The 13,114-nt window shown below is 55.0% G+C and carries 11 protein-coding genes; 8 read left to right on the forward strand and 3 right to left on the reverse strand.

Annotation, left to right across the window (positions count from 1 at the left end):
- Window positions 1–113 precede the first annotated feature (113 nt).
- The 7 genes from glmS (at window position 114) to AC6I8C_RS00095 (ending at window position 8,004) form a co-directional block, all read left to right on the forward strand.
- On the forward strand, window positions 114–1,943 hold the full coding sequence (gene glmS, locus AC6I8C_RS00065; protein WP_497821260.1) for a glutamine--fructose-6-phosphate transaminase (isomerizing): 1,830 nt from the start codon (window positions 114–116) through the stop codon (window positions 1,941–1,943).
- Between the two features lie 165 nt (window positions 1,944–2,108).
- Window positions 2,109–3,152 (forward strand): phosphate ABC transporter substrate-binding protein PstS, encoded by a 1,044-nt coding sequence (gene pstS, locus AC6I8C_RS00070; protein ID WP_497821261.1) that lies wholly within the window; start codon window positions 2,109–2,111, stop codon window positions 3,150–3,152.
- An 86-nt stretch (window positions 3,153–3,238) separates the two neighbouring features.
- Entirely contained in the window at window positions 3,239–4,201 is a 963-nt protein-coding gene (gene pstC / locus AC6I8C_RS00075) for a phosphate ABC transporter permease PstC (protein WP_013359566.1), read from the forward strand.
- Window positions 4,198–5,088, forward strand: a complete 891-nt coding sequence (pstA, locus tag AC6I8C_RS00080) for a phosphate ABC transporter permease PstA (protein WP_013359567.1) — start codon at window positions 4,198–4,200, stop codon at window positions 5,086–5,088. Before pstC ends, pstA begins: the two co-directional genes overlap by 4 nt.
- A 44-nt stretch (window positions 5,089–5,132) precedes the next feature.
- Entirely contained in the window at window positions 5,133–5,906 is a 774-nt protein-coding gene (gene pstB / locus AC6I8C_RS00085) for a phosphate ABC transporter ATP-binding protein PstB (RefSeq protein ID WP_013359568.1), read from the forward strand.
- Window positions 5,907–5,923: 17 nt separating this feature from the next.
- Window positions 5,924–6,658, forward strand: a complete 735-nt coding sequence (gene phoU / locus AC6I8C_RS00090) for a phosphate signaling complex protein PhoU (protein WP_009088225.1) — start codon at window positions 5,924–5,926, stop codon at window positions 6,656–6,658.
- Between the two features lie 107 nt (window positions 6,659–6,765).
- Complete coding sequence (locus tag AC6I8C_RS00095; protein ID WP_135907392.1) at window positions 6,766–8,004, forward strand: MFS transporter; 1,239 nt, start codon at window positions 6,766–6,768, stop codon at window positions 8,002–8,004.
- 341 nt (window positions 8,005–8,345) lie between these two features.
- Here the strand turns inward: AC6I8C_RS00095 and AC6I8C_RS00100 are convergent, their stop codons facing one another.
- The 3 genes from AC6I8C_RS00100 to xylA all read right to left on the reverse strand — a co-directional run bounded on the left by AC6I8C_RS00100 (window position 8,346) and on the right by xylA (window position 11,776).
- Window positions 8,346–8,594, reverse strand: a complete 249-nt coding sequence (locus tag AC6I8C_RS00100) for a hypothetical protein (protein WP_497821262.1) — start codon at window positions 8,592–8,594, stop codon at window positions 8,346–8,348.
- Window positions 8,595–8,993: 399 nt separating this feature from the next.
- Complete coding sequence (gene xylB, locus AC6I8C_RS00105; protein ID WP_497821263.1) at window positions 8,994–10,436, reverse strand: xylulokinase; 1,443 nt, start codon at window positions 10,434–10,436, stop codon at window positions 8,994–8,996.
- A gap of 17 nt (window positions 10,437–10,453) precedes the next feature.
- Entirely contained in the window at window positions 10,454–11,776 is a 1,323-nt protein-coding gene (xylA, locus tag AC6I8C_RS00110) for a xylose isomerase (protein ID WP_497821264.1), read from the reverse strand.
- 344 nt (window positions 11,777–12,120) lie between these two features.
- On the opposite strand from xylA, the gene xylF reads away from it, so the two are divergent.
- Window positions 12,121–13,113: a D-xylose ABC transporter substrate-binding protein gene (gene xylF / locus AC6I8C_RS00115; protein WP_033734607.1), complete on the forward strand. Its 993-nt coding sequence runs from the start codon at window positions 12,121–12,123 to the stop codon at window positions 13,111–13,113.
- Window position 13,114 lies beyond the last annotated feature (1 nt).

The raw sequence follows: 13,114 nt of genomic DNA on the forward strand, positions 1-13,114 counted from the left end.
TGCCAAAACTATAATCCCCACTCTCTACAAGGCTCGGGGAACCGGCAAAGCCGGATATCAGGTCGCATGACAACAGAAGTGGCGAAAAGCCATGTAGTCAGGAAAACATCATTATGTGTGGAATTGTTGGTGCAGTAGCGCAACGCGATATCGCAGAGATTCTGCTGGAAGGTCTGCGTCGTCTTGAATATCGCGGATATGATTCGGCCGGTCTGGCCGTGGTCGATCGTCAGGGGCACGTCACGCGCCTGCGGCGGTTAGGGAAAGTGCAGAAACTGGCGGAAGCCGCTGAACAGCAGCCGCTGATTGGTGGTACCGGCATCGCGCACACGCGCTGGGCAACCCATGGCGAGCCGTCGGAAGCAAATGCGCATCCGCACGTCTCAGAGCACATCATCATCGTGCACAACGGCATCATCGAAAACCATGAGCCGCTGCGTGCTGAGCTGATCGAACGCGGCTACGTCTTTGCCTCTGAAACCGACACCGAAGTGGTGGCGCATCTGGTTCACTGGGAGCAGAAGCAGGGCGGTTCGCTGCGCGAAGTCGTATTGCGAGTGATCCCACAGCTGCGCGGTGCTTATGGCATGGTCATTATGGACAGCCGAGATCCGTCACTGCTGGTGGCCGCCCGTTCCGGCAGCCCGCTGGTGATTGGCCGTGGAATGGGTGAAAACTTTATCGCCTCCGATCAGCTGGCCCTGCTGCCGGTGACCCGCCGCTTCATCTATCTGGAAGAGGGTGATATCGCCGAGATCAGCCGTCGTGATGTCACGATAATTGACCGTGAAGGCAACACCGTGACGCGTGCCGAGATCGAATCGAACCTGCAATACGATGCCGGTGACAAAGGCATTTACCGTCACTATATGCAGAAAGAGATCTATGAACAGCCGATGGCGCTGAAAAGCACCCTGAGTGGGCGCTTCAGCCAGGGTCAGGTTGATCTCAGCGAACTGGGCGCGGGTGCAGAAGCGCTGCTGAGCCAGGTGGAGCATATCCAGATTATCGCCTGCGGCACCTCTTATAATTCCGGCATGGTGTCACGCTACTGGTTTGAGTCGCTGGCAAATATCCCCTGTGACGTGGAGATCGCCTCAGAGTTCCGCTATCGCAAGTCAGCGGTGCGGAAAAACAGCTTGCTGATCACCCTGTCGCAGTCGGGTGAAACGGCAGATACCCTGGCAGCGCTGCGTCTCTCGAAAGAGCTAGGGTACCTGGGGTCGCTGGCGGTCTGCAACGTGGCGGGTTCGTCACTGGTGCGGGAATCTGACCTGGCACTGATGACCAAAGCGGGCACCGAAATCGGCGTCGCCTCCACCAAAGCGTTCACCACTCAGTTAGCGGTGCTGCTGATGCTGGTGGCGAAACTGGGTCGTCTGAAAGGGATGTCTATGGAGACTGAGCATGAGATCGTTCATGCCCTGCAGGCGTTGCCGAACCGGATTGAGCAGATGCTGGCGCAGGATAAGCTGATTGAGAATCTGGCCGAAGGCTTCTCTGACAAGCATCACGCGCTGTTCCTGGGCCGTGGCGATCAATACCCGATTGCTATGGAAGGGGCGCTGAAGCTCAAGGAGATCTCCTACATTCATGCGGAAGCCTACGCCGCAGGCGAGCTGAAACATGGCCCGCTGGCGCTGATTGATGCGGACATGCCGGTGATCGTAGTGGCACCTAACAACGAACTGCTGGAGAAGCTGAAATCCAACATCGAAGAGGTGCGCGCACGCGGCGGCCTGCTCTATGTGTTTGCCGATCAGGATGCGGGCTTCAGCGACAGTGACGGGATGAAGATTATCCCGCTGCCGCACGTGGAAGAGGTGATTGCGCCGATCTTCTACACCGTGCCATTGCAGTTACTCTCTTATCACGTCGCCCTGATCAAAGGCACCGACGTCGATCAGCCGCGTAACCTGGCGAAATCGGTTACCGTGGAATAACCTGGTGGGCCCCGTCGCGGGCCCACTTCATTCTGGCCCTTTGTCATATAACTGTCATATTTCGTACATTTCACTGTCATCAAACTGTCCTATTTTCCCTCCTGCAGCAATCACAGACTCTTACTAAAACGGCCCCTAGCCTGACTTTTCTCCCCTGGAGGGAATATGACACTGATGCGTAGCACCGTAGCCCGAATCCTCGCCACCACCTTCGCCGTAAGCGCGGTATCTGCTTTTGCGGCCACCGATCTCACTGGTGCAGGCGGGACGTTCCCGGCGCCGGTTTATGCCAAGTGGGCAGCAGAATATCAGCAAGCCACCGGTAGCAAAATTAACTACCAGGGCATCGGTTCATCTGGCGGCGTCAAACAGATCATCGCCAAAACCGTTGATTTTGGTGCGTCCGATGCGCCAATGAAAGATGAAGATCTGCAGAAAAATGGTCTGTTCCAGTTCCCTACCGTGATCGGTGGCGTGGTGCTGGCGGTTAACCTGCCGGGCATCAAGTCAGGTCAGCTGACGCTGGATGGCAAAACCGTCGGTGATATCTACCTAGGCACCATCAAAAAGTGGAACGACCCGGCGATCGCCAAGCTTAACCCGGGCGTAAAACTGCCAGAGACCAACATCAACGTGGTGCGTCGCGCTGACGGTTCAGGCACCTCGTTCGTCTTCACCAGCTATCTGGCGAAGGTAAACCAGGACTGGAACAGCAAAATCGGTAAAGGCAACACCGTTAACTGGCCGGTGGGTCTGGGCGGTAAAGGCAACGACGGCGTCGCTGCATTTGTTCAGCGTCTGCCGGGTTCAATCGGCTATGTGGAATACGCCTATGCCAAACAGAACAATCTGACCTACACCAAACTGATCGATGCCGATGGTAAAGCGGTCGCGCCGAGCGAAACCAGCTTCAGTAATGCCGCTAAAGGCGCTGACTGGAGCAAATCGTTCGCACAGGATCTGACCTTCCAGAAGGGCGCGAATGCCTGGCCAATCTCCTCAACCACCTTCATTCTGATCTACAAAGATCAGGAGAATGCGGCCAAAGGCGCTGAAGTGCTGAAGTTCTTCGACTGGGCTTACAAAAGCGGCAGCAAAACCGCCACAGCGCTGGATTATGCTGCGCTGCCAGAGAGCGTGACCGAGCAGATTCGCGCCGCCTGGAAAGCCAACATCAAAGACAGTTCTGGTAAAGCGCTTTATCAGTAATTGACCGACCCTGGCCGGACGGCTGTCCGGTCAGACCCAACGGGCGGCTCATGCCGCCCTGATAACTTCTGAAGACTGAGACTTCTATGGCTGCAACGAAGCCGGCATTCAAAGCCCCAGGCAAACAAGGTGACAGAATTTTTGGCGCGCTGGTCAGGCTGGCTGCGCTGATTGTGCTGTTACTGATGGGCGGCATTATTGTCTCCCTGATCATCTCCTCGTGGCCCAGCATCCAGAAGTTTGGTTTCGCCTTTTTGTGGACCAAAACCTGGGATGCGCCCAACGAACAATTTGGCGCACTGGTTCCGATCTACGGCACCCTTGTGACCTCCATTATCGCCCTGATTATCGCCGTGCCGGTGAGTTTTGGTATCGCACTGTTCCTGACTGAACTCGCGCCAGGGTGGCTGCGTCGCCCGCTGGGTACCGCCATTGAGCTGCTGGCAGCAATTCCGAGCATTGTTTACGGCATGTGGGGCCTGTTTGTCTTCGCGCCACTGTTTGCCGAATATTTCCAGACGCCGGTTAACGATGTGATGTCGGGTATTCCGATTGTCGGCGAGCTCTTCTCCGGCCCCGCTTTCGGTATCGGTATCCTCGCGGCGGGAGTGATTCTGGCGATCATGATCATCCCGTACATCGCCTCGGTGATGCGCGACGTTTTTGAGCAGACCCCGGTAATGATGAAAGAGTCAGCCTACGGCATCGGCTGCACCACCTGGGAAGTGATCTGGCGCATCGTCCTGCCATTTACCAAAAATGGCGTGATTGGCGGCGTGATGCTGGGACTGGGTCGTGCGCTGGGTGAGACCATGGCAGTGACCTTTATTATCGGCAACACCTACCAGCTCGACAGCCCGTCGCTGTTTATGCCGGGTAACAGCATCACCTCGGCGCTGGCCAACGAATTTGCGGAAGCCGAATCGGGTGTCCATGTCGCCGCGCTGATGGAGCTGGGCCTGATCCTGTTTGTGATTACCTTTATCGTACTGGCCATTTCAAAGCTGATGATTATGCGACTGGCGAAAAGTGAAGGAGCGCGCTCATGACCACGATTGAAATTCAGGCGCGCGCCGAACTGGACGCATCACGTCGTAAAATGCAGTCCTGGCGCAGCACGAAAAATAAAATTGCACTGACGCTGTCGCTGCTGACCATGGCGTTTGGCCTGTTCTGGCTGGTGTGGATCCTTTTCACCACCGTATCGCGTGGCGTGGATGGGCTGTCATGGTCCCTGTTCACCGAATCAACGCCACCACCGAATACGGCGGGCGGCGGGCTGGCGAATGCCCTGGCGGGCAGTGGCTTGCTGATTTTCTGGTCGACCTTTTTCGGCACGCCGCTGGGCATCATGGCCGGGATCTATCTGGCGGAATATGGGCGCAAATCGGCCCTGTCAGAAGTAATACGCTTTATTAATGACATTCTGCTTTCAGCTCCCTCCATTGTGGTTGGCCTGTTCGTCTACACCCTGGTCGTGTCGCAGATGCAGCACTTCTCAGGCTGGGCCGGGGTAATTGCGCTGGCGCTGCTGCAGGTGCCGATTGTGATTCGGACCACCGAAAATATGCTGCGGCTGGTGCCAGACAGCATGCGTGAAGCGGCTTATGCGCTTGGCACACCGAAGTGGAAGATGATCTCGGCCATCACCCTGAAAGCCTCGGTCTCCGGCATCATCACCGGCGTGCTGCTGGCGATTGCCCGCATCGCAGGGGAAACGGCTCCGCTGCTGTTTACGGCGCTGTCGAACCAGTTCTGGAGCACCGACATGATGCAGCCGCTGGCAAACCTGCCGGTCACCATCTTTAAGTTCGCCATGAGCCCGTTCGCCGAATGGCAGAGCCTGGCCTGGGCGGGCGTGCTGATCATTACCCTCTGCGTGCTGCTGCTGAACATTGTGGCGCGGGTCATTTTCGCCAAAGGTAAACACGGTTAACTTCCGGCGCGGCCCTGCGCGGCGCCGTATAAGAGAGATGAATTATGAGTATCGCGACAGCAACAGCCGATAAAATTCAGGTCCGTAATCTGAACTTCTATTACGGCAAGTTTCATGCGCTGAAGAACATCAACCTGGATATCGCTAAGAATCAGGTCACCGCGTTTATCGGCCCATCGGGCTGTGGTAAGTCGACCCTGCTGCGTACCTTCAATAAAATGTACTCGCTCTATCCGGAGCAGCGGGCCGAAGGGGACATTCTGCTGGATGGCGAAAACATTCTGGCGACACAGCAGGATATTGCGCTGCTGCGCGCCCGCGTCGGCATGGTATTCCAGAAGCCGACGCCGTTCCCGATGTCGATCTATGACAATATCGCCTTTGGCGTGCGCCTGTTTGAAAAGCTGTCGCGTGCCGATATGGACGAGCGCGTCCAGTGGGCGCTGACCAAAGCGGCGCTGTGGAATGAAACCAAAGACAAGCTGCATCAGAGCGGTTACAGTCTCTCCGGCGGCCAGCAGCAGCGTCTGTGCATTGCACGTGGCATCGCGATTCGGCCGGAAGTCTTACTGCTGGATGAGCCCTGCTCTGCGCTGGATCCCATCTCCACTGGCCGTATTGAGGAGCTGATCACCGAGCTGAAGCAGGACTATACCGTGGTGATCGTGACGCACAATATGCAGCAGGCGGCACGCTGCTCTGACCATACTGCTTTCATGTATCTGGGCGAACTGATTGAGTTCAGCGACACCGACACGCTGTTCACCAAGCCCGCGCAGAAACAAACCGAAGACTACATTACTGGCCGCTACGGCTGATCTGACAGGAGATCGACATGGATAATCTGAATCTGAATAAGCACATCTCCGGTCAGTTCAATGCCGAACTGGAGCATATCCGAACTCAGGTAATGATCATGGGCGGCATGGTCGAGCAGCAGCTGACCGATGCGATTACCGCCATGCATAATCTGGATGGCGAGCTGGCGCAGCGGGTGATCGACGGCGACCAGAAGGTCAATATGATGGAAGTGGAGATTGATGAAGCCTGCGTGCGCATCATCGCCAAACGTCAGCCGACCGCGATCGATTTGCGGCTGGTGATGGCGATCATCAAAACCATTTCCGAGCTGGAGCGCATTGGTGACGTAGCGGAGAAAATCAGCCGCACGGCACTGGAGAAATTTGGTCAGCAGCATCTTCCCCTGCTGGTGAGCCTTGAGTCGCTGGGTCGTCACACCGTGCAGATGCTGCATGATGTGCTGGACGCTTTCGCGCGGATGGATCTCAATGAAGCGATCACCATCTACCGTGAAGATAAAAAGGTGGATAAAGAGTACGAAGGCATTGTGCGCCAGCTGATGACCTACATGATGGAAGATCCGCGCACGATTCCCAGCGTGCTGACAGCGCTGTTCTGCGCCCGCGCGATTGAGCGCATCGGCGATCGCTGCCAGAACATCTGCGAAATTATCTTCTATTTCGTCAAAGGTCAGGATTTCCGTCACGTGGGTGGAGATCGGCTCGATGAATTACTGTCAGGTGACGATGGCAGCAATCGCCCTTCCTGATCCATCTTATCCCTGTGCCGGAGTGGCGCAGGGATAAGCCTTTTCAATTGGTCACATCCTGAACTCTCTTTATAATTGCGGCACTTTTCTTTCAGAGGTGCGCAACGATGTCCCCTTCTCCCCAATCTAAGCCGGGCGTAACGCCGGGCAAAGCGATGCTGGCTGCGGTCAGCGGTTATGCCATGGATGGATTTGACCTGCTGATACTCGGCTTTATGCTGCCGGCTATCAGTGTTTCGCTGGCGCTCAATCCATCACAGGCGGGATCGCTGGTGACATGGACGCTGATTGGTGCGGTTATCGGTGGCATCGTCTTCGGTCATCTCAGCGACCGTTATGGTCGTATCCGCATGCTGACCGTCACGATTCTGGTCTTCTCGATCTTTACCGGCCTGTGCGCGGTGGCACAGGGCTACTGGGATCTGCTCGCCTGGCGAACGCTGGCGGGTGTGGGTCTCGGTGGCGAATTCGGTATCGGCATGGCGCTGATTGCCGAAGCCTGGCCTGCTGAAAAGCGTAACCGCGCCTCAGCGTGGGTAGGTATTGGCTGGCAGCTCGGCGTGCTGATGGCAGCCTTTATCACGCCGCCGCTGCTGAATATTATTGGCTGGCGCGGCATGTTCCTGGTCGGATTATTACCAGCGCTGGTCTCGTTTGCCATTCGTCGTGGCATGGGCGAACCGGAGGTGTTTCAGCGGCAGGTTAAACATGTGCCGTCGCTGTCATTTCCGGCGCGCCTGAAGCTGCTGGTGCGCGACCGCGCGACCGCCAAAGCCAGTCTCGGTATTTTTATCCTCTGTTCAGTCCAGAACTTTGGTTACTACGGGCTGATGATCTGGATGCCGAGCTACCTCTCTTCCAGCTTTGGCTTCAGCCTGACGAAATCCGGCCTCTGGACTGCGGTAACCGTGGTCGGGATGACCTTCGGCATCTGGTTGTTTGGCGTGCTGGCCGACCGCTTTGCGCGCTGGAAAATCTTCCTGCTCTATCAGTTTGGTGCCGTCGTGATGGTGGTGGTTTATGCTCAGCTGCGCGACCCTAACATCATGCTGTTTACCGGTGCGATCATGGGAATGTTTGTTAACGGCATGATTGGCGGCTACGGCGCGCTGATTTCCGATACCTTCCCGCCGCAGGTGCGTGCCACCGCGCAAAACGTCCTGTTCAACCTGGGTCGTGGCGTGGGCGGCTTCGGCCCGGTGGTGATTGGTCTGCTGGCGAGCCAGTTCTCGTTCACCGCGGCGATTACCCTGCTGGCGCTGATCTACCTGCTGGATATTGCGGCGACGCTGTTCCTGCTGCCGAAGAAACAGGGCCAGGAAGATACGCTGGGTGCAATTGGCTGATACTGTAGTAAGTGTGATGCTGGGATGTGTATGATCCCAGCATTTAAGAATCTGAGACCCTCTGTACTGACTTTATTCATCACCTGAATGTCTGTAATTATGCGGCAGAGCTGAGGCTGTATGAATTTAACCTGAAAGATTTAGGATTTAACGCGATAAAATGCAGAGCGTTAATATTAATCCTTCCGATATACAGAGGGTGCATGCTTCACGTTTTAAAATTGGCTCAGTGAAACACTAAAGATGTTTAATATAATATTTAATGGAAGATAAGGTTGTTATAGTCAGCCTGTAACAACCTTAATGTTCATTATCATCATGAAGACAATAATGAAAGTTTATTATGCTGCTGTATTAAATGAAGACAGGAAGTTATACAGACCTGTCATATGACCAGAGGCGATACTCAGGCCAAATTGCTTATGGCTCAGGCCGATGGTCTGACCGGTGCTGGTTGAAGCCTCTAGCGCTGTGGTAGTGTCAGTCAGGGCTGTATTCACATGGCTAATGGCCTTATTCAGGCCAGCCAGAAACTCAGTCAGACCTGCACCGCTCACCATGTCGATTTCGCTGGTATTTAATTCTTTCATTGGAATGTCCTTATTTAGTTTGTCTCCTGAAGTGGAGAGGCTTATTTATATCGCAATGAAAAAATATGTAAACAGAAAATAAATAAAGCTTGAGTATGTCAGCATGAATTGCTAATTAATCAGGGGTGGGGTAGCAAAATATCCATTTTTAAAATCAGGCTGCACAGATATTTTAAGTTAAGTCAATGTTTCCTGCCTGACGCATTTAGTCCTGAATACAGAACTGTAAAAATATTAACGTTTTATTTGAGGGGAAGGAATTATTTAATTTTCTTTTTTTCAGTTCTCATAAATAAAAGAATCACCTGTTTACAACAGGCGGTTTTAACCAGAACAAGCTGCAAGAGCCGGGCGCTCTACCACGCAAAGCCTGTTATCAGGCAGAGCGTCCGGGCCTCTTTACGTCATCAGTGGCAGGAGTTGCTGATACAGGGTCGCAAAGATCGCCCGACGCGACTGGTAATGCGCCAGCCTGACCGGATCCGGCTGATGTCGCTGCACCAGAACCGGCGTCGGGACGGTAACGTCTGCATCCAACGCCTGCTGCGCCAGCCTCCCTGCCCCCAGCGCCGGGCCAACGTCACCGCCGTGGCAGTAATCCAGCGTCTGACCACTGATATCTGCCAGCATCTGACGCCACAGGGCACTGCGTGCGCCACCGCCGATCAGCATAATGCTCTCTGGTTGCACGCCACACTCATGCAGCACGTCCATACCCTGCGCCAGGGCAAACCCCACGCCTTCCAGCACCGATCGTGCCAGCTCGGGACGACCATGCTGGTGGGTAAAGCCAAAGAAAGCGCCCCGGGCACTGGGGTTGTTATGCGGCGTGCGTTCACCGGAAAGATAGGGCAGAAACCATAGCCCTGGCACGTCATCGCGCGCGCGCTCCGCTTCAGCCAGCAGTTCTGGAACATCTTTGCATCCGGTCAGCGTGGCTGCCCAGTCGAGACAGGAAGCCGCACTAAGCATCACCGACATCAGATGCCAGCGCTGCGGTAACGCATGACAGAAGCTGTGAACCGCACGTTCCGGATTGCTGAGATAGCCGTCGCTCACCACGAAGTAGACGCCCGACGTCCCCAGCGACAGCATGCCCTGGCCCGGTTCGGTCATGCCGACGCCAACTGCGCCCGCGGCATTGTCACCACCGCCAGCGGCCAGCGGCACTGTGTTCATCTTCCAGCGCGTCGCCAGATCGGCATGCAACATGCCGGTCAGGACATTGCCTTCACAGAGTTGCGGCATCTGATCACGGCTGAGATCGCAGGCGCGCAGCATCACATCGCTCCAGTCACGCTGCGCCACATCCAGCCACATCGTCCCTGCGGCATCGGACATATCGGTGGCGAAGTCGCCACTCAATCGCCAGCGCAGATAATCTTTGGGCAAAAGCACATGAGCAATCTGACTGAAGATGGCCGGTTCATGCTGCTGCACCCACAGCAGCTTGGGGGCCGTAAAACCGGGCATCATCAGGTTGCCGGTTATCGCGCGTGAGTCAGGCACCTTCAGCTCCAGCTCACGGCACTGCGCCTCGCTGCGCCCGTCATTCCAGAGCATGGCCGGACGTAGCACCTGATTAGCGCTGTCAAGCAGCGTTGCACCATGCATCTGTCCGCTCAGTCCGATAGCCTGAACCGCGCGCAGGTCCTGCTGTGCGCTCAGGGCCTGCATGGCTGAATCCAGCGCCTGCCACCAGCTTTCAGGATCCTGCTCGCTCCACAAGGGCTGCGGACGCGAAACCTGCAGCGGCGACGTTTCTGTCGCCACCACGTTGCCCTGTGCATCCATCAGCACCACTTTGACGCCAGAGGTGCCTAAATCGATCCCGATAAACATGCGCTGCTCCTGATGGGTCAGAAATCAAACAGGTAGTGATTCACCAGATTTTCCAGCTGCTCCTGACGTCCGCTCTGATGCTGCGGATTGAGCTGCTGTTGCTGAGCATGCGCCGCCAGCGCCTCCAGTGAAAACTCACCTTTCAGAATTTGCTGGCCGAACTCACCATTCCAGCCACTGTAGCGCTGCGCCACACGCTTATCGAGTTCACCGTCACTGATCATGCGAGCCGCCACCTTCAGCGCCAGCGCCATAGTATCCATCGCGCCGATATGCCCGTAGAAGAGATCATATTTATCGGTGCTCTGACGACGCACTTTGGCATCAAAGTTTAAGCCGCCAGTGGTAAAGCCGCCCGCCTTAAGGATTTCGTACATCACCAGCGCGTTTTCTTCCACGCTGACCGGGAACTGATCGGTATCCCAGCCGCACTGCGGATCGCCACGGTTGGCGTCCACGGAACCAAAAATGCCCAGCGCAATGGCGGTCGCAATTTCATGATGGAACGAGTGGCCAGCCAGCGTGGCGTGGTTCGCCTCAACGTTAACCTTGATCTCTTTCTCCAGTCCGAACTGTTTCAGGAAGCCATAAACCGTCGCGACATCGTAATCATACTGATGTTTGGTCGGCTCCTGCGGTTTGGGTTCGATCAGCAGCGTTCCCTGGAAACCAGTTTTGTGTTTGTGCTCGACCACCATCTGCATAAAGCGGCCAATCTGTTCGCGCTCCTGGCGCAGATCGGTATTCAGCAGGGTTTCATAGCCTTCACGCCCGCCCCACAACACATAGTTTTCACCGCCCAGGGTTTTGGTGGCCTGCATGGCGCTGCAGACCTGGGTCGCCGCCCAGGCAAAGACCTCCGGATCGGGATTAGTGGCAGCACCGGCACCGTAGCGCGGATGGGTAAAGCAGTTAGCCGTGCCCCATAACAGCTTCACGCCGGTCTCCTGCTGTTTCTCCAGCAGTTTATCGGTCATGGCGGCAAAGTTTTCTTTATAGCTGTGCAGCGAATCACCTTCCGGTGAGACGTCCACATCATGGAAGCAGTACCACGGCACATTCAGCTTATGGAAAAACTCAAAGGCGACATCCGCTTTCAGTTTTGCCTGCTGCAGCGCATCCCCGTTTTTCTGCCACGGACGATCAAAGGCACCGACGCCAAACATATCCGCGCCATTCCAGCAGAAGGTGTGCCAGTAACAGGCAGCAAAGCGCAGATGCTCAGCCATGGTTTTGCCGAGGATGACCTCATCGGGATTGTAGTGGCGGAAAGCGAGAGGATGCGTCGACTGGGTGCCTTCATAACGAACCCGATCGATCTGATCGAAATAAGCGTGCATGGTTTGCTCCTTAGCATCAGTACCCGGATGGTCTGCGTTGAAGCAATATTCAATATGGGCTGTAACCTCAGCTCAATTACGATATTTCATTACGGGTGTCAGATAATTATTATTTGTGCGCTGGCTCGCAAAATAATGTTATTTGCGGGGCGGTTTATCCTTGTCACTCTTTTGTCCTAAAAAGATGAAACCTCGATCGCGCTCATAAAAAAAGAAATAAACCAAAAAACGTAATAGCCGGATAAAAATCAGTAATTGCTGCGACAGGAAAAGAAGGGCAACAATTCATCCGCCTGGTTTATCGGCCTGCGATAACAATAGCCTCCACCTACAGGATGATCACAATGAAGATGAAACATGCACTGTTAGCCGCCTGTGCGGCGCTGGCGCTCTTCAGCCAGACCAGCGTGGCAAAAGAAGTGAAGATCGGCATGGCAATTGACGATTTGCGCCTCGAGCGCTGGCAGAAAGACCGCGATATTTTCGTTAAACAGGCGGAGACGCTGGGCGCTAAGGTGTTTGTTCAGTCGGCCAACGGCAACGAAGAAACACAGATGTCGCAGATTGAAAATATGATCAACCGCGGTGTCGATGTGCTGGTGATTATTCCCTACAACGGTCAGGTCTTGAGTAACGTTGTCGCTGAAGCGAAACGGGAAGGCATTAAAGTGCTGGCCTATGACCGAATGATAAATAATGCCGACATCGATTTTTATATTTCGTTCGATAATGAAAAAGTGGGCGAGCTCCAGGCCGAAAGCATTGTGAAACAGGTGCCTAAGGGCAACTATTTTTTAATGGGCGGATCGCCGGTAGATAATAACGCCCGCCTGTTCCGTGCCGGGCAGATGAAAGTGTTAAAACCGTATATCGACAACGGCAGTATTAAAATTGTCGGCGATCAGTGGGTCGATGCCTGGCTGCCGGAAAACGCCCTGAAAATTATGGAAAACGCCCTGACCGCTAACAGTAACCACATCGATGCGGTCGTGGCCTCTAACGATGCCACCGCAGGCGGTGCGATTCAGGCGCTGAGTGCACAGGGACTTGCCGGAAAAGTGGCGATTTCAGGTCAGGATGCCGATCTGGCCGCGATTAAGCGCATCAAAGCGGGCACCCAGACCATGACGGTTTATAAACCGATCACCGAACTGGCCACCGAAGCGGCGAAAATTGCCGTCGAACTGGGTGATGGCAAAACACCAGCCAGCAACAGCAAGCTGAACAATGGCCTGAAAGATGTGCCGTCGCGACTGCTGAAGCCGATTCCGGTCAACAAAGACAATATCGAAAGCACCGTGGTGAAAGACGGTTTCCATAAACAGAGCGAACTCTGAC

It is taken from the genome of Pantoea sp. X-Soil-YNGN-844, from assembly GCF_059730595.1.

Coding starts and splice junctions, on each gene's coding strand:
- pstS (WP_497821261.1), top strand. CDS start 2,109: ATGACACTGATGCGTAGCACCGTAGCCCGAATCCTCGCCACCACCTTC.
- pstC (WP_013359566.1), top strand. CDS start 3,239: ATGGCTGCAACGAAGCCGGCATTCAAAGCCCCAGGCAAACAAGGTGAC.
- xylF (WP_033734607.1), top strand. CDS start 12,121: ATGAAGATGAAACATGCACTGTTAGCCGCCTGTGCGGCGCTGGCGCTC.
- xylA (WP_497821264.1), bottom strand. CDS start 11,776: ATGCACGCTTATTTCGATCAGATCGATCGGGTTCGTTATGAAGGCACC.
- pstB (WP_013359568.1), top strand. CDS start 5,133: ATGAGTATCGCGACAGCAACAGCCGATAAAATTCAGGTCCGTAATCTG.
- phoU (WP_009088225.1), top strand. CDS start 5,924: ATGGATAATCTGAATCTGAATAAGCACATCTCCGGTCAGTTCAATGCC.
- pstA (WP_013359567.1), top strand. CDS start 4,198: ATGACCACGATTGAAATTCAGGCGCGCGCCGAACTGGACGCATCACGT.
- AC6I8C_RS00095 (WP_135907392.1), top strand. CDS start 6,766: ATGTCCCCTTCTCCCCAATCTAAGCCGGGCGTAACGCCGGGCAAAGCG.
- AC6I8C_RS00100 (WP_497821262.1), bottom strand. CDS start 8,594: ATGAAAGAATTAAATACCAGCGAAATCGACATGGTGAGCGGTGCAGGT.
- glmS (WP_497821260.1), top strand. CDS start 114: ATGTGTGGAATTGTTGGTGCAGTAGCGCAACGCGATATCGCAGAGATT.
- xylB (WP_497821263.1), bottom strand. CDS start 10,436: ATGTTTATCGGGATCGATTTAGGCACCTCTGGCGTCAAAGTGGTGCTG.